The following is a 19,041-nucleotide window of genomic DNA, read 5'->3' as shown; positions in this document are numbered from 1 at the left end:
CTATAATCGGGGGAAAGGCCGGTCCGGCATCAGCTGCCGGCCAATCGGTCCACGGCTTGCTGCACGCCGGCCTCGGCGATGCCGTTCAGCTGCGGAAAGCCCTTGTCCTCCAGGCTGACGGTGCGTCCGCCCTGAATCGGGTAGACGCCCTGCAGCAGCCCGAGCGGCACATAGCTGTCCGTGCCTTCGAGCTTGTGCAGGAACAGCAGGTAATCCGGTCCCGTCGCCCATGCGCCGGGATAGCGCTCGTTGGCCTCCAGCTGCGACGGCGGCGGCAGCGGCTCGATCCCGGTCGTGACGACCGTCAGCTCGTTGCTGCTGCCGCCTTTGATCCAGCGCTTGACCGTGAACTTCTGCACGAAGTTGACCAGCCTGCCCTGAGGGGCGCTCTGGCCGGTCTGCACCATGCGGTCGCTCTCGCCGAAGCTCCCCACGGCGATGCCGTCCGCATGGCGGACAAGCTCCGACGCGCTCGCCTGGCTCTGCTCCGGCACGACATCCTGGTCGAGCCGAAATGGCGCCGCCTGCGCCGTGCCCGGAACCGCCAGCGCGCCGGCCGCCGCGACCGCCAGCACCGCCGGCAGCGCCGCCAGCCGGCATGCCAGCAGCCCTCCCGGAGCCTTGCCTCGCAGCAGCTCCTGCAGCTTTTTCTTCAATCGGGAATACATCGCTCGCTTCACCCTTCCAGTCGTTTCCTAGCGGTAGTATGCATAGGAGGCTGGAAAATCATCCATCACCTCGAATCAGGAGGAGGAACGTTCCCATGACCATGACGTACCGCAAGCTCGGCGCGAGCGGCCTGACCGTCTCCGCGCTCGGCCTCGGCACGAACGCCTTCGGCAAGCGGACCGGCGAGGAGGAGAGCATCCGCATCGTCCACGCCGCGCTCGACGCCGGCATCACCTTCCTCGATACGGCCAACATCTACGCGGGCACGCTCAGCGAGACGATCATCGGAAAGGCGCTCGCCGGCCGCCGCGCGGATGCCGTACTGACGACCAAGGCCGGCCTGCCGCGCGGCGAAGGGCCAGGCAAGCGCGGAGCGTCGAGGGCGCATCTGACAGCCGAGCTCGAGGGCAGCCTGCGCCGGCTCGGCACCGAGTACGTCGACCTGTACCAGATCCATACGTTCGATCCCGAGACGCCGCTGGAGGAGACGCTGCGCACGCTCGAGGACATGGTCCGCTCCGGCAAGGTCCGCTACATCGGCGCGTCCAACTATCAGGCGTGGGAGCTGATGAAAGCGCTCGGCATCAGCGACCGGCTGCAGCTGGAGCGCTACGTCTCCATCCAGACGAGCTACTCGCTCGCCGACCGCACGCCGGAGCTGGAACTCGTGCCGCTCTGCCTCGACCAAGGCATCGGACTCATCCCTTACTTCCCGCTCGCGGGAGGCATCCTCACGGGCAAATACGCCGCCGGAGCGGAAGCCCCGCCCGGCTCGCGGCTCGACAAGGACGGCTCGTTCGGCCGCTTCCTGAAAGGCGACGTCATCGGCCTCGGCCAGGATGTCGCCGAGCTGGCCGAGGAGGCGGGCTGCGAGCCGGCCGCGCTGTCGATCCGCTGGCTGATGGACAAGCCTGCCGTCTCGACCGTCATCGCCGGCGCGACGAGCGTCGAGCAGCTGACGGCCAATCTGCGCAGCCTCGAGCTCGCGCTCGAGCCGTCCATCCAGGACGAGCTGGAGCGCATCAGCCGGCCGTTCCGCTACGGCGAGCCGTTCGCCCGCTACCGGATCTGACGCGCCACCGATGAGGAGGAATCGAAGCTCATGACATCCGCTTCCGACCTGCGCTATTTCCAGACGACCTGGCCGCGGCTGATCGGCCTGCTGCTGTTCGCCGCGCTGATGGTCGCGGCCTGCCTGTACCACTTCCGCGAGCCGGACGGCTTCGCGGCGATGCTGCCGGACTGGGTGCCGCTGCGGCTGCCGATCGTCTACGCGACCGCCATTCTCGAGCTGGCCATCGCCGCGCTGGTCCTCGTGCCGGCGACGCGCGGCTGGACCGGCCTGTTCGCCGCGCTTTACCTGATCGTGATCGTCGTCGCCAACGTCTACGCCGCCGCGCGCGGCATTCCCGCTCCGGGCAGCGACAGCGCCTCCAAGACGGCGCTCTGGCTGCGCGTCGCCGCCCAGCCGCTGCTCGTCTGGTGGGCGCTCTGGTGCACCCGCTACCCTTCCCGCGACACGTCGCTCAAAGGCCCGCCGCGCAAAGCCCGCTGACCGCCCTGCGGCCGCTGGCCATGAGCGCGCCCCGGTCCGCCTGACGACCGCATGCGGGCCCTGCTCCGCCAAAAAGGCGCTTCGCTCCCCGCAAGGGGACGCGAAGCGCCTTTTGCTGCTGCGGACCTGCTTCATGGACGAAGCGAAGCGTCAGTGCCCGCCCATCATCATGCTCGGCTCGGAAGAAGGCGCGGCGCCTTCCTGCGGCCTCGGACGGCTCAGCAGGAAGCCAAGCACGACGCCGGTCGCCGCGATCCAGATGAGCAGCGCGAACGTGTCGCCGTACGAGGCGCTGAGCAGCTCGGCGGGCTGCGCGCCCAGCTCCGGGCCGTTGTCCTTGATGCGGCCGGTCAGGTAGGTCGAGAGGCCGGCGATGGCGAACGAGCTGACGACCTGCTGCGCCGCCGCCGTCAGCGACGTGACGCGGCCGACCAGCTGGGCCGGAGCCGACTGGATGATATGCGTGTTGAGCGGCATCATCGACAGGCCCATGCCGGCGCCGATCAGCGCGAGCGGCAGGATGAGCGAGCCGACGCCGGTGTCCGCCTCGATGCCGGAGAGCAGGAACGCCGCCACGCTCACGAGCGCCATGCCCGTCATGACGAGCGGGCGCGCCCCGACCTTGTCGTACAGCCTGCCGCCGATCGGCATGAACAGGCCGGCGGCGAGCGCCTGCGGCAGCAGGATGAGGCCGGTGTCCAGCGCCCCGTAGCCTTTGGCCGTCTGCAGGAACAGCGGCAGCAGGAAGATCGTGCCGAACAGCGCCGCCTGGGAGATCCATTGCACGAGGATGCCCTTGGTGAAGTTCGGCGAGCGGAATACGCGCAGCTCGAGCAGCGGGTTCGAGCGGCGCAGCTCCGCGATGATGAAGACGACGAGCGCAACGCCGCCGACGATGAGTCCCGTCAGCGTGCGCGCCGACGTCCAGTCCGTGCCGCCCTCGGAGACGCCGTAGGCGAGCGCGGCGAACGCCAGCGGGCCGAACACGATGCCCATCATGTCGAGTACGGGCACCGTCTGGCGGTCGATGACCGGCAGCGTGCGCAGCGCGACGATGACGGCGATGACGCCGATCGGCAGGTTGATGAGGAAGATCCAGTGCCAGGACACGTACTCCACGAGCCAGCCCGAGACGACCGGACCGAGCGCCGGAGCGAGCAGCATCGGGATGCCGATCATGCCCATCACCGCGCCGACCTTGCCCGGAGGCGCGATCCGGTACGTGAACGCCATCGCGATCGGCGCGACCATGCCCCCGCCGAGCCCTTGCAGCACGCGGAACGCGATCAGCTGCTCCGCGCTGCCGGCCATCGCGCACAGCGCGGAGCCGAGCGTGAACAGCACGACGGACAGAATGAAGATCGTCTTGGCTCCGAACCGGTCCGACAGCCAGCCGGCCAGCGGGATGACCGCGGCCTGCGCGAGCGCGTAGCCGGTGATCGTCCACTGGATGAGCGACAGCGACGCGCCTCCGAAGTCCTGCTGCAGCTTCGGCACGGCGACGTTCATCGCCGTCCCGTCCAGAATGACCATGAACATTCCGATGATGATCGCCACCAGCGGCGCCAGTATGGCCCGCATCGACAGCTCCGGTCCGGCCGGGCCGCCCCCTGCGACTTGCGACATGCTCTCCACTCCTTCATCTCTCTTTTCCTTCCCTCCGCCCGGAGGCGCCGGCCGCGGCCCGCCCTTCATTGACCCCTGCCCGCAGAAGGGATAAAATAAGGCAGCAAGCGGCTTCGAGCCGTCCGGTACGGCAAGCGGACAATTGTCCGCTTATGGGAAACGTTTTGACTATAGCGGACAATTGTCCGCCTGTCAACGACGTTTTTTAGTTGTAAACTTTTTAGGAAAGAGATGAAAGCGCATGCCGATTCCGGATAAACGAAAAGGATCCCGCGAGCTGAGCGCATCCATATTGGATACGGCGCGCAGCCTGTTCGCCGAGCATGGCGTCGATGCGGTCAGCATGCACCAGATCGCCAAGGCGGCCGGAGTCGGCCAGGGCACCTTGTACCGCCGGTACGCCCAGAAGGGCGACCTGTGCCTATGCCTGATGGAGGAGGAGTTCCACAGGCTGCGGGAGTCGATCCTCGTCCGGCTGGAAGCGCTCGCCGGCGAGCCTCCGTGCGTGCGTCTGGCGGCGTTGGCGACGCTCGTCGTCGAGCATCTGATCGCGGACAGCCGCATCGTCGAAGCGATGCACACGGCGATCTACAACGGGCGCAACACGTTCAAGGAGATCGAGCAGTTCTATGAGAGCCCTCCCTACCGCTTCCTGTACGAGACGATCCAGGCGCTGCTGGACGAAGCCCGGATCAAGGGACAGACGATCGAGGCGGTCGATCCGGCCGTGAGCGCCCATCTGCTCATCTCGCTGTTCTCGCCGCAGTCGCTGCTTCATCTGCACGAAAAGCTGGAGGTCGATCCCGAGGAGATCATCCGGCGCATCGTCTGCACCGCGATCCGGCCGCTGTTCCGCGCGGAGTAGCGCCGCGCCGGCCGCTTTTTTCGCCGTGTCCGCACGCGCGGCTTCCCCGATCCGAGGCATCGCGCCCGCGATGCTTCGGATTTTTTCTGTCGGCGTCCTCTCCGCATCGCCTTGGTCCGACGCGAAAAAGCCGCCCCGGCCGTTCGGAAGAACGGTCGGGGCGGCCGAAGCCAAGCCTGCTGGCGCAGGGTAAAGCCTGCTGTCGCCAGAGCACAGCCGGCGGCGCGAACGCGCCTCAAGCCTCAAGCCTGCTGCAGCGCCGCTTCGACCTCCTCGCGGGAGGGCAGGCCGTCCTGCGCGCCGAAGCGCGTCACCGCCAGCGAGGCCGCCTGCACGGCGAAGCGCAGCGCCTCCAGCAGCTCGGCGTCGCCCGCGGCGGCTCCCTGCGCGGCCAGCTCCGCGAGCTTGACGCACAGCGCCGCGTTCAGCGTGTCGCCGGCTCCGGTCGTATCGACGACCTCGACGCGCGGCGCCGGCACCGTCACGAGGCGTCCGTCCTCGCCGACGAACGAGCAGCCGGCGGCGCCGCGCGTGACGATGACGCGGCCGCCCACGCTTGCCTGCCAGGCGGCGATCGCCTCGCGCAGCTCGTCCTCCGACTCGGCGGATGCCCCCGTCAAGGCGGCGAACTCGGTCTCGTTCGGCGTGATGTAGTCGGCGAGCTCGAGCAGCTCCCGGGGCAGCTGCTGCGCCGGCGCGGGATTGAGCACCGTCGCGACGCCGGCCTCGCGGGCGATGCGCAGCGCGGCGCGCACGCCCTCCAGCGGGATCTCAAGCTGCACGAGCAGCGCCTGCGCGCCCTCGATCGACTCGCGCCGGCTTTCCACCCACGCCTCGCCGCATTCCCCGTTCGCGTCGGCGACGATGACGATGCAGTTGTCCTCCGGCGTATGATAGATCGAGGCGACGCCGGTCGGCTCGCTCGGGTGGACGCCGATGCCGGAGGCGCCGACCCCCATCCGCCGCATCTGCTCCAGCAGCTGCTTGCCGAAGGCATCTTCGCCGACGCGGCCGATCATCTCGGTCGCCGCTCCAAGCCGGGCGCAGCCGGCCGCCTGGTTGGCGCCTTTGCCGCCGGGCAGCGTATGCAGCGCGCTGCCGCTGATCGTCTCTCCGGCCAGCGGCATCCGGCCCATGCTGATGACCAGATCCATATTGAGGCTGCCGGCCACGGCGACGCGCGGCGCTGCCGCCGCGCCTCCCGGGACGTCCCGCCTTTGCGGCGCCGCTTCCGGAGCCGCTCCGTTCCTCTCGTTCGCTCCTTGCTTCATCATGCCTGCACGCACCTTTCCTTCATTTCAGCCTCTCTCATTCTAGCTCATTTCAAGCTTCCTGCGCAGGGGAGCGATGGCGGGAAAGCACGGCTATAAGGAAATTCGCCTCCACCGGCAATCGCCGATCCGGTATAATGGAGATTGTTTCCTGCAGGACGACAACGATAACGAAAGAGGTGTCCCTCGTGTTGAAATTCAGCGAATACCGCTACGAACGGCCGGACCGCGCAGCGGCAGCCGACGCCTTCAAGGAAAAGATCGCCGCCATGCGCGCCGCCGCCAGCCTCGAGGAGCTGCTGGAGGCGATCTCCGCCGTGAACAAGCTGCGCAACGAGATCGAGACGATGTTCCAGCTCGTCTACATCCGCCACTCCATCAATACCGAGGATGCCTTCTACAAAGCCGAGCAGGACTACTCCGACGAGACGTCCCCGATCCTCCAGGAGTACGTCACGGACTACTACCGCGCCCTCACCGAGTCCCCGTTCCGCAGCGGGATCGAGGAGAAGTACGGCACGCAGCTGCTGCGCACGGCCGAGCTCGCGCTCAAGACGTTCAAGCCGGAGATCATCGAGGACCTCCAGCTCGAGAACAAGCTGCGCACCGAATACAGCCAGCTGATCGCCTCCGCCCGGATTCCGTTCGACGGCGAGGAGCGCACGCTGTCCCAGCTGACGCCGTATACCCAGTCGACGGATCGCGCCACCCGCAAAAGCGCCAGCGAAGCGGCCTTCGGCTTCCTCGCCGGCAACGAGGCCGAGCTCGACCGCATCTACGACGAGCTCGTCCAGGTGCGCACGCGCATCGCCCGCCAGCTCGGCTACGAGAACTACGTGCAGCTCGGCTACGACCGCCTCGGCCGCACCGATTACGACGCGGCGATGGTCGCGAAATTCCGCCGCCAGGTGCGCGAGCATATCGTGCCGGTCGCCTCCCGCCTGTACGAGCGCCAGCAGGCCCGCATCGGCGTGGACAAGCTCCATTACTACGACGAGGGCTTCCGCTTCAAGAGCGGCAACCCGACGCCCAAGGGCGATCCCGACTGGATCCTCGAGCAGGGACGACGCATGTACCGCGAGATGAGCCCCGAGCTCGACGAGTTCTTCACGTTCATGTCCGAGCGCGAGCTGCTCGACCTGCTGAGCAAGAAGGGCAAGGAAGGCGGCGGCTACTGCACATACATCTTCGATTACGAGTCGCCGTTCATCTTCGCCAACTTCAACGGCACCTCCGGCGACATCGACGTGCTGACGCATGAGGCGGGCCACGCGTTCCAGGTGTACATGAGCCGCGGCTTCGACGTGCCGGAGTATTTGTGGCCGACGATGGAGGCGGCGGAGATCCACTCCATGAGCATGGAGTTCCTCGCTTGGCCGTGGATGGAGCTGTTCTTCCAGGAAGATACGGACAAATACCGCTTCGACCATCTCGCCTCCGCGCTCAGCTTCATTCCGTATGGCGTGAGCGTCGACGAGTTCCAGCACTTCGTCTACGAGCATCCCGAGGCGACGCCGGCCGAGCGCAAGGCCAAGTGGCGGGAAATCGAGCGCGTCTACACGCCGCATCGCAGCTTTGACGGCAACGCCTACCTCGAAGGCGGCGGCCGCTGGCAGCGCCAGAGCCACATCTACCAGACGCCGTTCTACTATATCGACTACACGCTGGCCCAGCTGTGCGCCTTCCAGTTCTGGAAGCGCTCGAGGGAGGACTTCGACGCCGCCTGGCAGGACTACCTCGCTCTTTGCCGGCTCGGCGGCAGCAAGTCCTTCACCGCGCTCGCCGCTAGCGCGGGGCTGCTGTCTCCGTTCGAGGACGGCTCCGTGACGAGCGTCATCGGCGAGATCCGCAGCTGGCTCGACAGCGTCGACGACAGCAGCTTCTAAGCCCTTTTTTCCGCAGCCCTGTCCTTGAATTTCAAGGAAAAGGGCTGTTTTTTGCCACCAAATCGCTTTTATTCCGTATAATAAGGGTAATTAGCTAACAAAAAGGGGGGAAAGGTCATGATGAATCGCTCGGGCTCGCCCGCACGCTGGCTTACGCTGCTGCTGGTCGCCCTGATTCTGATCTGCTCCACGCCCACCCCTCCGATCCTGCTGCCGGAAGCGGCCTCCGCCGGGACGGCCGCCGAAAGCGCCATGTCCCGTTCGTTCGACACCGGCGTGCCCGTGACGGCCCGCTCCTATGCGGCCGAACGGGAGCAGTCGGGTCCGCTCCATCGTCCCGATCCTCCGTCGCAAGCTCCGTCCGCGCTCGCGCCGCCCTTGGCCGCCGCGATTTTGATGCTGGCCGCGGTATTCGCCGCTCCCGCCTGGTCGCGCAAGCTGCGCACCGCGCCATCCGTCGCCCGCCGGCTCGTCCGCTGCCTGCTCGCTCCTGTCCGCAGCGCCTCTTATGCCGCCTGACGCAAGGCTCGACCTCCGCCCGCCCGGCCTGTCGCCGCGCGGAGCGGACGCTCTCCGCTTTTTCGGCGGGGAGCGATAGGATTCGGCTTTTTTCGGCAAGCTAACGCACTAGAGGAGAGAACCCACTACAGGAGGTAGATGTATGGACATCAGAGAGACGTACCTGCCGGGAATCGGCAAAAAATTCCAGATCAAGTCGCGCGGGGGCGACGTGCTGATCGTCGTCGTGCATGACGACGGCCGCCGCGAGTGCTATATGGAAGCGGATCGGGACAACGACTTCAAGCCCGTCTTCTCGCTCGACGACGACGAGGCGCGCATGCTCGCCTCCATCGTCGGCGGCATGCAATACAAGCCGCGCGCGCTGGAGAACATCGAGATGGTGCTCGACGACCTCATCATCGAATGGTACCGGGTGGAGCCGACCTACAAGAGCGTCGGCAGCTCCATCGGGCAGCTCGGAGTCCGCAACCGTTCCGGCGCGAGCGTGCTCGCCGTCGTCGAGAAAGGCGGAGCGACGAAGCATATCAACCCGGGACCCGATCTGGTCCTCACCGAGGAGGCACTCCTGATCGTAGCCGGCGAACGCAGCCAGCAAAAGGCGTTCCGCGACATCCTGAAGAACGGATGTGAGTGACGATGGACCATCTCGTCATGGAAATCGGCCTCGCCATCGGCCTCGTCGCGCTTGCAGGCATCCTGTCCGCCAAGCTCAAGTTTTCCGTCATCCCGTTCTACATCATTGTCGGCATGCTCGTCGGCCCGCATGCGTTCAAGATCGGACACTTCGACTTCCGCTTCGTCGAAAGCGCCGAGCTCATCCACTTCTTCGGCCGCATCGGCGTGCTGTTCCTGCTGCTGTACCTCGGCCTTGAATTCTCCGTCGGCCGGCTCATTAAGTCGGGCAAGTCGATCGTCGTCGGAGGCAGCATCTACATCGGCATCAACTTCACGCTCGGCCTGCTCTACGGCTTCCTGACCGGCCTGCCGCTGTCCGAGGTGCTGATCATCGCCGGCATCACGACGATCTCCTCCAGCGCCATCGTCGCCAAGGTGCTCGTCGACCTGAAGCGGACCGCCAACCAGGAGACCGAGATGATTCTCGGCATCATCATGTTCGAGGACGTCTTCCTGGCCCTCTACATCTCCATCGTATCCGGCCTCGTGCTCAGCTCGTCCTCGAGCCTCGGCGGCGTGCTGCTGTCGGCGCTGATCGCGCTCGTGTTCATGCTCGGCGTGCTCATCGTCGGACGCAAGCTCGTCCCTCAGCTGAACCGCTGGCTCGACATCCGCTCCAACGAGCTGTTCCTGCTCATCGTATTCGGCTCGCTGTTCCTGATCGCAGGCTTCGCCGAGACGATCCACGTCGCCGAGGCGATCGGCGCGCTGCTCGTCGGGCTCGTGCTGGCCGAGACCCAGCATGCCCATCGCATCGAAAAGCTCATCCTGCCGTTCCGCGATTTCTTCGGAGCGATGTTCTTCTTCAGCTTCGGCCTCACGATCGATCCGACCGCCCTTGGCGGAGCCGTATGGATGGCGCTCGGCGCTGTCGCGATCACGCTGGTCGGCAACTTCGCCGCAGGCATGCTCGCGGGCCGCAGCGCGGGCATTCCGCCGTACGCCTCCGCCAAGATCGGCCTGACGATCGTCGCGCGCGGCGAGTTCTCGATCATCATGGCCAATCTGGCGATGGCCGGCGGCCTGGCCGCCATCATCCAGCCGTTCGCCGCGCTGTACGTGCTGATCCTCGCGATTCTCGGGCCGCTGCTGACCAAGGAAAGCAAGTGGGTATTCCGGATGCTCGATCCGATCTTCAAGTTCAACGCTCGCTACGACCGCCGGCAGCAGCAGGCTCCGGAGACGAGCAGCTGACGATCCGCCGGCCGGCGCCTTGCCGCCGCGCCGGTTCCTCCACTCGCCAAAAAGCGGTCAGAGCCCTAGGCTGCTGACCGCTTTCTTTTTTGCCGGCTTGCCCTACGTGTCGGAGGAGCCGATGAAGTTGAAGCTTTCCGGTCCGACGCGCGTGGCGCCGAGAGCCGAGACCGAGGCGAATACGGTGTAGGTCTGGACGGCGTTCGGAGCGAAGAAGTCGGAGCCGGCGATATTGATGAGCTGCGGTCCGAGCAGGCTGATGTCGAGCACCTGGGCAGCGGAGAAGACAAGCGTATCCGTCGGCAGCGTGCCGCGCACGACGCTGATCGTCACCGTCGTCGCCACCGGCAGCAAGCCGAGCTGGATGGCCATCATGCCGACAAAATCGACCCGCGTCTGACCTGAGACTCCGGCAGTCAGGTCGAGCGTCTGCTGGGCGATAAGCTGATCTTCGTTGATGATCGTGATCGGAATTGCGATCGAGTTCGCGAAGCTGGCGTTCTGGCTAGTCTTAAGATCAAGGAAGCGGGACATAGGAACCCTCCTTTCCAACGAGGATAGGATAGCATATGATAGGTTTCTAGATTTGGAATGGATGGAAGCCCCTTCGCGCCATATATCTCTCCATCCGCATTCTTGCCGCCAAAGGAGTGAGTCCGCATGAAGCAGCTGCGCAAGCGCCTGAACCGACAGGAGCTGAACGAGGCCGTCGCCCTCGCCGACCGGATTTTCCGCGAGGAAGGCGAGCCCTCGATGGGGACGAGCTTTCCCCGCATCTTCGATCCGGCGATCGGCTTGTCGATCGGCATCGCCGAGGAGGGCCGCCTCGTCTCGTTCATCGGGTTCGTGCCCCATCAGATCCGGATCGGCCCCGCGCTGCTGAGCGTCTGCGCGCTCGGCTCCGTCTGCACGCATCCCGACTATCGGGGGCAGGGACATGCCAGCGTGCTGCTCCAGGAAGCGTTCCATCAGGCGGAGCGGATGGAAGCGGCGCTCATGCTCGTCTCCGGCACGCGCTCCCTCTACCGGCGGGGCGGCTGCCATGCCTTCGGCTCGGTGCGCCGCTACCGCCTCGCCGCCGCGCCGGACGCGGCGCAGACGCTGCCGCCGGGCATGCGCGTCCGGCCGATGGCGGCCGACGACTGGTTCCGGCTCAAGGAGCTTGCCGACGCCAAGCCGGCCGGCTATCTGCGCAGCATCCCCGACTTCGCGTCCGAGCTGGCGAGCGAAGCGGTCGCGGCGATGTACGGCTTCCATCACGAGGTGCTCGTCGCCGAGGCTGCCGGTCGGCTGCTCGCCTATGTCGTCATCGCCGCCGGACCGATCCCGGACGGCTCCGACCTGGAGCCGTTCGTCGTCGAATGGGGCGGCAAGGCCGCCGACGTCTTGCCGCTCGCGCGCGCAGCGATGGCGCAGCTGGAGCTCTCCTCCCTGCTGCTGTTCGCTTCCGCCCATGAGCGCCGCATGATGCAGCTGCTGGAAGGGCATCCTTACACCGACAGCCACAACCAAGGCACCGTCCGCATCATGAACCTGCCGCTGCTCTGGCGGCAGCTGCAGCCATACTTCGAGGCGAAAGCGGCGGCAGCCGGCAGCCGGCTCCCGGACTGGACCGTCGAGCGGCTGGCCGAGGGCGAGCATGCCCTCGCGCTTGACGGGCGCCTCATACCGCTGAGCGCGCGCGACTGGACGCTGCTCCTGTTCGACGGACCCGACGCCGAGCCGGATGACGGTCCGGACGCCTTCGTCCGGCAGCAGGCCGCGGAGCGCGAACGCGATTCGGCGGATCTGCTGCCCGCGCTCGCCGGCGCCTCCGGCGGCAGCGCCGAGGCCGAATCGGCGGCCGCGAGCGAGAGCGGCGGCGCTTCGAGCCGGGCTCGGGCCTCCGGCCGCACCGGCAAGCCCGGCACGGCCGCAGCCGCGGCGGAATGCCCGGCCGACCCCCGCCCCTCGAGCGGGACGAGCCGCCATTTGCCTTTGACCGATGCCGAAGCCCGGCAGCTGCGGACCTACTTTCCGCTCCCGTTTCCGTATACGGCCGGACTCAGTTATATTTGACCGGCTCCTGCGTCCTTCGCCCGTGCGCCTTGCTGCCCGCGAAGGACGCTTTCTGTTTCGCGGCAGAGCATTAGCGCGAGCTTTTGACGGAAAGGCGGGGCGCATGGTAGAATCTGCCCGGCTTCACCCTCGGCTTGTACGAGAGAAGGATATGCAGAAGGGATGAATAGAAGATGGCGTTTAGACTCGAGCATGACTTTCTTGGAGAAAAAGAAGTTCCGGAGAGCGCCTATTACGGCATCCAGACGCTCCGCGCCGTCGAAAACTTCCCGATCACCGGCGTGCCGATCCATCCGGAGCTGCTCGTCGCGCTGGCCCATGTGAAAAAAGCCGCCGCACGCGCCAATATGGACGTCCATCTGCTGCAGTCGTCGATCGGCGAAGCGATCGTGAAGGCGTCCGAAGAGGTGATCGAGCAGCAGCTGCTCGACCAGTTCATCGTCGACAGCATTCAAGGCGGCGCCGGGACGTCCATCAATATGAACATGAACGAGGTGCTGGCCAACCGGGCGCTCGAGCTGCTCGGACGGGAAAAGGGCGACTACTTCCACTGCAGCCCGAACAACCATGTGAACATGTCGCAGTCGACGAACGACGCGATCCCGACCGCGCTGCGCATCGCCGCCTATACGCTGACCCAGCATCTGCTCGAGGCGCTGCAGGCGCTGCAGGACGGCTTCCTCGCCAAGCGCGACGAGTTCGACAGCGTCATCAAAATGGGCCGCACGCATCTGCAGGATGCCGTGCCGATCCGCCTCGGCCAGGAATTCGGCGCCTACGCCGCCGTGCTCGGCCGCGACATCGGTCGCATCCGCAGCGCGGCCCTTCATGCGCTGACCGTCAACATGGGCGCGACGGCGGTCGGCACCGGCCTCAACGCCAAGCCGGAGTACATTTCCTCCGTCATCGCCCATCTGCAGGAGCAGACGGGGCTGCCGATCCGCGCCGCCGACGATCTCGTCGACGCCACGCAAAACAGCGACGCCTACACCGAGCTGTCGGCCGCCCTCAAGGTATGCGCGGTCAACCTGTCCAAAATCTGCAACGACATCCGCCTGATGGCTTCCGGTCCGCGCGTCGGCCTGGCCGAGCTGTCGCTGCCGCCGCGCCAGCCGGGCTCGTCGATCATGCCGGGCAAGGTCAATCCCGTCATGGCCGAGGTCGTCAACCAGGTCGCCTTCCAGGTGATGGGCAACGACCATACGCTGTGCATGGCATGCGAGGCGGGACAGTTCGAGCTCAACGTCATGGGTCCGGTCATCGCCTTCAACCTGCTGCAGTCGCTCAAGATTCTGCGCAACGGCGTCGACGTGTTCCTCCGCCATGCCGTCGAGGGCATGCAGGCGAACCGCGAGCGCTGCGAAAGCTATGTCGCGAACTCGTTCGGCATCGTCACCGCGCTCAACCCGCATCTCGGGTACGAGGTGGCGGCCCAGCTCGTCAAGGAGGCGCTCGCGACCGGCCTGACGATCCGCGAGCTGATCCTCGAGCGCGGCCTGCTCACGCCGGAGGAGATGACCGAGATCCTCGATCCGTACGCGATGACCTCGCCCGGCATCGCCGGCGAGCATCTGCTCGAGGACGCGAAGTAATTTCCGGTTCTAAAAGAAATGTTGCCGCCCTGCCCGTCCGCCTTGTTTGCGCCGCTTGTCCCCTTGGTGATGTTCTGAGTAGCTCGAGCTGACAGAGAGGACATTCGACCAACCGAGGAGGAATCGAGATGACGGCACCAGTGGTAGGGATATTCCGAGCGGAGAAGGATGCGCTGCATGCGATGGAGGAGCTGAAGGCCGCCGGCTGGAGCAAGGAGCAGCTGTCGGTCATACGGCGGACCCGCGAGGAGGTATGCCGGGTCGAGTCGCAGACGGGAACGAACGCTTCGGAGGGCATGGTGTCCGGAGGGCTGGCCGGGGCCGTGCTCGGCGGGGCGGCGGGCGTGCTGGCGACGGCGGGCTTGCTGTTCGTGCCCGGCATCGGGCCGCTGCTGGCGGCCGGGCCGATCGCTACGGTGCTGGCCGGAGCGGCGTTCGGCGGCAGCGCCGGCACGCTTGTCGGCGGCCTCGCCGGCCTCGGCATCCCGGATCATCAAGCGGAGCAGTACCGGACGCTCGTCGAACAGGATCATGTGCTCGTCATCGCTACGGCCGACGCAGGCAATCAGGCGCTGGCGGAGCGGATCGTGACGGCATGCGGCTCGCTCGAAGGGGCTGCCGCCGAATCGGCGGCAGCAGAGGCGATAGCGCTGGACGGGGGCCGGCTGCGCGACGAGGCCGCGGCTCCCGGCTCGGCGGACCGCGCCGTCCGCCTGAACCGGGTGCGGGAGGAATCCGCCGCCGCGGCCGGAGCCGCATCGGGCGCAGCGGCCGAGGACGTGCGGGTGCTGATCGGTCCGCGGCCCGGCGAGAGCACGGTCGACGCTCCCGCTCCGGCGCAGGAGCTGATCGTGCCGATCCCGCCGGCGGGAGAGTAAGCGATGACGCTCGCCGGAGCAAGCGCCGCACTCGCCTCCCTGTCCCTGGCCGCAGTCGCCTGGTTCGGCATCCAGTCGCTGCGCAAGCTCCGCTCGACGCTCGACGAGGTGCAGCAGACCGTAGCCGAGCTGCGGAGCCGGATCGATCCGCTCGCGGGCGAAGCGACCTCCCTCGTCCGGACGGCGAACAGCACGATCCGCGAGGTGAAAGGCCGCATCACGACGGTCGATCCGCTGCTGGACAGCGCTCATGACGTCGGCGACGTCATCCATCAGGTCGCCGAATCGTTCAAGCAGGCGATGGCCGAAAAAAGCGGCGGCTCCCGCCCTGGCGCCGCCCCGCGTCCGAGCCGCTCGCTCCCGGGAGAAGCTGTCTCGATCCGCATCGGCGGCCCTTCGGCGGCTCCAGGCCCGCGCAGCCGGTAGCGGAAGGGCGGCTTGCGCTTCCGCCGCAGCCGGTAGTGGATCGGCTCGCGAGGACGAAGCGTCGGACGCGACGGCAGCCCGCATGTCGCGGACCGCGCTTCCGCCGACCGACCAAAAGCCCCTCTCGCGATGCGAGAGGGGCTTTTTCGGGCCGCTGGAGCGTGTATGGAAACCACTGGCATGAGCCGAGGCACTTTACGCTCCCTCATGGAGCCGATGCGCACGTTCTGCGCGAGCCGAGGCACTTTACGCTCCCTCGTGGAGCCGATGTGCACGTTTTGCGCGAGCCAAGGCGCTTTCCGCTCCCTCGTGGAGCCGATGCGCACGTTCTGCGCGCACCGAGGCACTTTACGCTCCCTCGTGAAGCCGATGTGCACGTTCTGCGCGAGCCGAGGCACTTTCCGCTCCCTCATGGAGCCGATGCGCACGTTCTGCGCGAGCCAAGGCACTTTCCGCTCCCTCATGGAGCCGATGCGCACGTTCTGCGCGAACCGAGGCACTTTCCGCTCCCTCGTGGAGCCGATGCGCACGTTCTGCGCGAGCCGAGGCACTTTCCGCTCCCTCGTGGAGCCGATGCGCACGTTCTGCGCGAACCGAGGCACTTTCCGCTCCCCGGCGCCGCCAGTCCAGAGGAAGTGAGGACGCATCCCATCCTGCTCCCGATGGACCTGCTCGCTTCACATGCGGACGAGTCCGCTACACCAGCTCCAGCACCGGCTTATACGTATAGCCGAGGTCGCGGGCGACCGCCTCGTAGGTGATATGGCCGCCCATCGCGTTGACGCCCTCGCGGATCGGCTGCGAGGCGCGGATCGCGGCCGCGGCGCCGAGCGAGGCGAGCTGCAGCGCGAACGGCAGCGTCGCGTTCGTGAGCGCCATCGTCGATGTGTACGGCACCGCGCCAGGGATGTTGGCGACGGCGTAGTGCAGCACGCCATGCTTTTCGAATACCGGATCGTCATGCGTCGTGATGCGGTCGATCGTCTCGACGCTGCCGCCCTGGTCGATCGCCACGTCGACGATGACGGAGCCTTTCTCCATCGAGCGCACCATCTCCTCGGTGACGAGCTTCGGCGCCTTGCCGCCTGGGATGAGCACGGTCGAGATGACGAGATCCGACTCGCGCACCGACTCCGCCAGATTGTGCGTCGTCGACTGCAGCGTCTGCAGGCGGCTGCCGAAGACGAGCGCCAGCTCGCGCAGCCGGTTCGTGTTCGTGTCGAGCACGGTCACGTCCGCGCCAAGGCCGACCGCCAGCTGCACCGAGCTCGTGCCGGCGATGCCCGCGCCGATGACCGTCACCTTGCCGCGCTTCACGCCGGTCACGCCGGACAGCAGCTTGCCCTTGCCGCCGTAGGCCTTCTCCAGCATCTGCGCGCCGACCTGCACCGCCATCCGGCCGGCCACCTCGCTCATCGGCGCGAGCAGCGGCAGCGCGCCGTTCACGCGGATCGTCTCGTAGGCGACCGCCGTCACGCCCGACGCGCGCAGCGCCTCCGCCAGCTCCGGCTCGGCCGCCAGATGCAGATAGGCGAACAGCAGCAGCCCTTCCCGGAAGAAGCCGTATTCGGCCGGCAGCGGCTCCTTCACCTTCATCACCATCTCGCTCCTGCCCCATACCTCCGCCGCTTCCGGCGCGATCGACGCGCCGGCCGCCTCGTACAGCGCGTCGGCGAATCCGCTCTCCTCGCCTGCGCCGCGCTCGATCAGCACGCTATGGCCGGCCCGGATCAGCTCGGCCGCTCCCATCGGGGTAAGAGCGACGCGGTTCTCGTTGTTTTTGATTTCCTTCGGAATTCCGATTTTCATGGGACAGGCACCTCGTCTATAATAGGGTTGTTTTCCTTTTTCTATGGTACGGCAGCGCGGGACGGGCGGCATCTTACACGTTGTCGAAGCTTTCGCCGCCGCGGGTCGACGTGTTGCCGATAGCTGACATGAACCGGAAGGCGTCTCCTTGCTTCAACTATATGCTCCACGGAAAGGTGTTGTCCCTCCATGAACGTGACGGACTTGCAAGTACGGGACATCCTGCAGCGCCCCTTGTTCGCAGGCGCCAGGCTGGCCGCGGGCGGCCTGGGGATCGGCCGTCCGGTCGGGTGGGTGCATGTGATCGAGATCGTGCGCAACGCGCCTTTCGTCAGCCGCCATGATCTTATTCTTACCACAGGACTGTGGCTCAAACAGTCGATCCAGGATCGGCTCGACTATGTCCGCCAGCTGATCGTGCAGGAAGCGGCCGGCCTCATCCTCGAGCTCGGCACGAGCATCGACGAAGTGCCGGAGGAAGTGCTGGAGCTGGCGGAGGAGCATGGCTTTCCCGTCATCGTCTTTGACCGGCCGGTCCGCTTCTCCGATATTACCCAGGATATCCACGCCCTCATCCTCGGCCGGCGGCGCGGGCAGCAGGATGCGGCCGACCGCTTCGCGCGGCGGCTGCAGCAGCTGACGCTGCAGCACAGCGACATCGCCGCCGTGCTGCGCCTGCTGCATGCCGACACCGGCCGGCAGACGCTGTTCTACTCGCTGCTGGAGCCCGACCGGCATCACCCGCCGCTCGCCGCCGAGCCGGAGCTGCGCGAGCTGGCCGGGCTCGATGTGCGCGAACTGGAGCAGGCGGGGCGCTTCGGCGACGGGCGCGCTCCGCTGCTGCTGCCGCTGGAGCAGGGCGGGCAGCTGCTGCTGCGCCCGGTGCTCGGCTACGGCCAGCTGCTGGCCGCCGTCGGGCTCGTCGTCGAGGACGCCGAGGAGGCGGAGCTGCGCTCGCCCTATCTGGAGGCGGCCGCCTCCGCCGCGGCCGCGCTGACGCTGCGCACGCAGTTCAGCCGCGAGCATGACGCGCGCCGCCAGGACCGCCTCATCCCTGAGCTGATGGAGGGAAAAGCCCGCAGCGAGGAGCAGGCCCGCTCGCTCGCCGGCCTGCCTGCCGGCGGCGCCGGCGCCGCGCTCGCGCTGCTGCTCGAGCTCGATGCCGACGACGGCGAGGATCGCGGCGACCGGCTCGAGGGAGCGGCGCGCGACCTGCCCGTGCTGCTGCGCACCTTGCTGCGCAAGCACGGACTGCGCGGCAGCCTGCACGCGGAGTCGGCCTCGCTGACGCGGCTGCTGCTGCTGGCGGACGGCTCGTTCGCCGCCGCCGAGCAGCGGCTGCTCGGCGGCGCGCGGCGCGTGCTCGAGGACGCGCTGCGCTACGCCGGCGAGCAGCTCGGCGGCATGCGGCTGCGCGCCGCCGCGGGCAAAGCCCGCGGAGCGCTGCTCGACGCGCCCGCCGCGTTCCGCGAGGCCGGCCAGGCGCTCGAGATCGCGCGGCGCGTGCCGGAGCTTGGAGAGGCCGTCTTTTACCACGAGCTCGGCGCTTATCAGTTGCTGCAGGCGATACCGGACGCGCAGCTGCTGGGCGGCTACGTACAGGACCATCTCGGCCCGATCCTGCAGCTGGAGAAGGAAGCCCGCCGGCAGCTGCTCGAGACGCTGGACATGTACCTCAAATGCTTCGGCTCCAAGCACGAGACGGCGCGGCGGCTGTTCATCCACCGGCAGACGCTCTACAACCGGATGGAGCGGCTGAACGAGCTGATCGGCGATCCGTTCCGCGAGCCTCACAAGCGGATCGGCCTGGAGATGGCGCTCATGGCGTACAAGCTCCGCACCGGAGCCGGAATCTCCCGCGGCCCCGGCCCGGGCCAGGCGTAAGCTCTCCATGAGAGACGCGGCGAACAAGGGAACTTTTTCCCTTGCGGGGCCACGAAGCCAAGAGACGCGGCGCGCCAGTCTCCTTCCCAACAAAAAGAACGTCCCCGCCAGGCTGGCGGGGACGTTCTTTG

Annotated in this window: 18 protein-coding genes; 13 read left to right on the top strand and 5 right to left on the bottom strand. The window is 67.0% G+C overall.

Annotated features, from left to right (window positions below):
- Positions 1-29: 29 nt before the first annotated feature.
- A complete protein-coding gene (locus B8V81_RS14325; RefSeq protein ID WP_101808586.1) occupies positions 30-668 on the bottom strand; it encodes a hypothetical protein in 639 nt (212 codons plus the stop codon).
- A gap of 101 nt (positions 669-769) precedes the next feature.
- Here B8V81_RS14325 and B8V81_RS14320 point away from each other — a divergent pair, with 101 nt between their 5' ends.
- Both B8V81_RS14320 and B8V81_RS14315 read left to right on the top strand, forming a co-directional pair.
- Positions 770-1,741 (top strand): aldo/keto reductase, encoded by a 972-nt coding sequence (locus B8V81_RS14320; RefSeq protein WP_101809415.1) that lies wholly within the window; start codon positions 770-772, stop codon positions 1,739-1,741.
- Between the two features lie 30 nt (positions 1,742-1,771).
- Entirely contained in the window at positions 1,772-2,224 is a 453-nt protein-coding gene (locus B8V81_RS14315) for a DoxX family protein (protein WP_244912765.1), read from the top strand.
- A 150-nt stretch (positions 2,225-2,374) separates the two neighbouring features.
- On the opposite strand, the gene B8V81_RS14310 is transcribed toward B8V81_RS14315, so the two are convergent.
- Positions 2,375-3,850, bottom strand: coding sequence for a DHA2 family efflux MFS transporter permease subunit (locus B8V81_RS14310; protein ID WP_101808585.1), 1,476 nt, complete (start codon positions 3,848-3,850; stop codon positions 2,375-2,377).
- 241 nt (positions 3,851-4,091) lie between these two features.
- Between B8V81_RS14310 and B8V81_RS14305 the strand changes: the two genes are divergently transcribed.
- The gene (locus B8V81_RS14305) at positions 4,092-4,715 is read left to right on the top strand and encodes a TetR/AcrR family transcriptional regulator (RefSeq protein ID WP_101808584.1); all 624 of its coding nucleotides are present in this window, start codon (positions 4,092-4,094) and stop codon (positions 4,713-4,715) included.
- Positions 4,716-4,957: 242 nt separating this feature from the next.
- On the opposite strand, the gene rbsK is transcribed toward B8V81_RS14305, so the two are convergent.
- Positions 4,958-5,989, bottom strand: coding sequence for a ribokinase (rbsK, locus tag B8V81_RS14300; protein WP_280522976.1), 1,032 nt, complete (start codon positions 5,987-5,989; stop codon positions 4,958-4,960).
- Positions 5,990-6,174: 185 nt separating this feature from the next.
- Here rbsK and B8V81_RS14295 point away from each other — a divergent pair, with 185 nt between their 5' ends.
- The 4 genes from B8V81_RS14295 (at position 6,175) to B8V81_RS14280 (ending at position 10,263) form a co-directional block, all read left to right on the top strand.
- Complete coding sequence (locus tag B8V81_RS14295) at positions 6,175-7,872, top strand: M3 family oligoendopeptidase (protein ID WP_425320490.1); 1,698 nt, start codon at positions 6,175-6,177, stop codon at positions 7,870-7,872.
- Positions 7,873-7,989: 117 nt separating this feature from the next.
- Complete coding sequence (locus tag B8V81_RS14290) at positions 7,990-8,391, top strand: hypothetical protein (protein WP_101808582.1); 402 nt, start codon at positions 7,990-7,992, stop codon at positions 8,389-8,391.
- A 142-nt stretch (positions 8,392-8,533) separates the two neighbouring features.
- Positions 8,534-9,028 carry a cation:proton antiporter regulatory subunit gene (locus B8V81_RS14285; RefSeq protein ID WP_028598088.1) on the top strand — a complete coding sequence of 165 codons (495 nt, stop codon included), beginning with the start codon at positions 8,534-8,536 and terminating at the stop codon, positions 9,026-9,028.
- A gap of 2 nt (positions 9,029-9,030) precedes the next feature.
- Positions 9,031-10,263, top strand: coding sequence for a cation:proton antiporter (locus tag B8V81_RS14280; RefSeq protein WP_101808581.1), 1,233 nt, complete (start codon positions 9,031-9,033; stop codon positions 10,261-10,263).
- Positions 10,264-10,365: 102 nt separating this feature from the next.
- On the opposite strand, the gene B8V81_RS14275 is transcribed toward B8V81_RS14280, so the two are convergent.
- The gene (locus tag B8V81_RS14275) at positions 10,366-10,797 is read right to left on the bottom strand and encodes a hypothetical protein (protein WP_101808580.1); all 432 of its coding nucleotides are present in this window, start codon (positions 10,795-10,797) and stop codon (positions 10,366-10,368) included.
- Positions 10,798-10,923: 126 nt separating this feature from the next.
- Here B8V81_RS14275 and B8V81_RS14270 point away from each other — a divergent pair, with 126 nt between their 5' ends.
- From B8V81_RS14270 to B8V81_RS14250, 5 genes are all read left to right on the top strand, one after another.
- Complete coding sequence (locus B8V81_RS14270) at positions 10,924-12,321, top strand: GNAT family N-acetyltransferase (protein WP_101808579.1); 1,398 nt, start codon at positions 10,924-10,926, stop codon at positions 12,319-12,321.
- A 173-nt stretch (positions 12,322-12,494) separates the two neighbouring features.
- Positions 12,495-13,913 (top strand): aspartate ammonia-lyase, encoded by a 1,419-nt coding sequence (gene aspA, locus B8V81_RS14265; protein ID WP_101808578.1) that lies wholly within the window; start codon positions 12,495-12,497, stop codon positions 13,911-13,913.
- A 128-nt stretch (positions 13,914-14,041) separates the two neighbouring features.
- A complete protein-coding gene (locus B8V81_RS14260) occupies positions 14,042-14,791 on the top strand; it encodes a general stress protein (RefSeq protein ID WP_101808577.1) in 750 nt (249 codons plus the stop codon).
- A gap of 3 nt (positions 14,792-14,794) precedes the next feature.
- Positions 14,795-15,217, top strand: a complete 423-nt coding sequence (locus B8V81_RS14255) for a DUF948 domain-containing protein (RefSeq protein ID WP_101808576.1) — start codon at positions 14,795-14,797, stop codon at positions 15,215-15,217.
- Positions 15,218-15,397: 180 nt separating this feature from the next.
- Positions 15,398-15,856, top strand: coding sequence for a hypothetical protein (locus B8V81_RS14250; RefSeq protein WP_101808575.1), 459 nt, complete (start codon positions 15,398-15,400; stop codon positions 15,854-15,856).
- A 57-nt stretch (positions 15,857-15,913) separates the two neighbouring features.
- Here the strand turns inward: B8V81_RS14250 and ald are convergent, their stop codons facing one another.
- Positions 15,914-17,026: an alanine dehydrogenase gene (ald, locus tag B8V81_RS14245; RefSeq protein ID WP_101808574.1), complete on the bottom strand. Its 1,113-nt coding sequence runs from the start codon at positions 17,024-17,026 to the stop codon at positions 15,914-15,916.
- A gap of 189 nt (positions 17,027-17,215) precedes the next feature.
- On the opposite strand from ald, the gene B8V81_RS14240 reads away from it, so the two are divergent.
- Positions 17,216-18,910, top strand: a complete 1,695-nt coding sequence (locus B8V81_RS14240; protein ID WP_101808573.1) for a PucR family transcriptional regulator — start codon at positions 17,216-17,218, stop codon at positions 18,908-18,910.
- Positions 18,911-19,041 lie beyond the last annotated feature (131 nt).

Origin of the sequence: Paenibacillus pasadenensis (genome assembly GCF_002864175.1) — a bacterium.
GTDB lineage: Bacteria > Bacillota > Bacilli > Paenibacillales > Paenibacillaceae > Paenibacillus_O > Paenibacillus_O pasadenensis.
Note: the sequence above shows the minus strand (reverse complement) of the source record. Positions and strands in the feature narration are given on the sequence as shown.

Coding starts and splice junctions, on each gene's coding strand:
- B8V81_RS14325 (WP_101808586.1), bottom strand. CDS start 668: ATGTATTCCCGATTGAAGAAAAAGCTGCAGGAGCTGCTGCGAGGCAAG.
- B8V81_RS14320 (WP_101809415.1), top strand. CDS start 770: ATGACGTACCGCAAGCTCGGCGCGAGCGGCCTGACCGTCTCCGCGCTC.
- B8V81_RS14315 (WP_244912765.1), top strand. CDS start 1,772: ATGACATCCGCTTCCGACCTGCGCTATTTCCAGACGACCTGGCCGCGG.
- B8V81_RS14310 (WP_101808585.1), bottom strand. CDS start 3,850: ATGTCGCAAGTCGCAGGGGGCGGCCCGGCCGGACCGGAGCTGTCGATG.
- B8V81_RS14305 (WP_101808584.1), top strand. CDS start 4,092: ATGCCGATTCCGGATAAACGAAAAGGATCCCGCGAGCTGAGCGCATCC.
- rbsK (WP_280522976.1), bottom strand. CDS start 5,989: ATGATGAAGCAAGGAGCGAACGAGAGGAACGGAGCGGCTCCGGAAGCG.
- B8V81_RS14290 (WP_101808582.1), top strand. CDS start 7,990: ATGATGAATCGCTCGGGCTCGCCCGCACGCTGGCTTACGCTGCTGCTG.
- B8V81_RS14285 (WP_028598088.1), top strand. CDS start 8,534: ATGGACATCAGAGAGACGTACCTGCCGGGAATCGGCAAAAAATTCCAG.
- B8V81_RS14280 (WP_101808581.1), top strand. CDS start 9,031: ATGGACCATCTCGTCATGGAAATCGGCCTCGCCATCGGCCTCGTCGCG.
- B8V81_RS14275 (WP_101808580.1), bottom strand. CDS start 10,797: ATGTCCCGCTTCCTTGATCTTAAGACTAGCCAGAACGCCAGCTTCGCG.
- B8V81_RS14270 (WP_101808579.1), top strand. CDS start 10,924: ATGAAGCAGCTGCGCAAGCGCCTGAACCGACAGGAGCTGAACGAGGCC.
- aspA (WP_101808578.1), top strand. CDS start 12,495: ATGGCGTTTAGACTCGAGCATGACTTTCTTGGAGAAAAAGAAGTTCCG.
- B8V81_RS14260 (WP_101808577.1), top strand. CDS start 14,042: ATGACGGCACCAGTGGTAGGGATATTCCGAGCGGAGAAGGATGCGCTG.
- B8V81_RS14255 (WP_101808576.1), top strand. CDS start 14,795: ATGACGCTCGCCGGAGCAAGCGCCGCACTCGCCTCCCTGTCCCTGGCC.
- B8V81_RS14250 (WP_101808575.1), top strand. CDS start 15,398: ATGAGCCGAGGCACTTTACGCTCCCTCATGGAGCCGATGCGCACGTTC.
- ald (WP_101808574.1), bottom strand. CDS start 17,026: ATGAAAATCGGAATTCCGAAGGAAATCAAAAACAACGAGAACCGCGTC.
- B8V81_RS14240 (WP_101808573.1), top strand. CDS start 17,216: ATGAACGTGACGGACTTGCAAGTACGGGACATCCTGCAGCGCCCCTTG.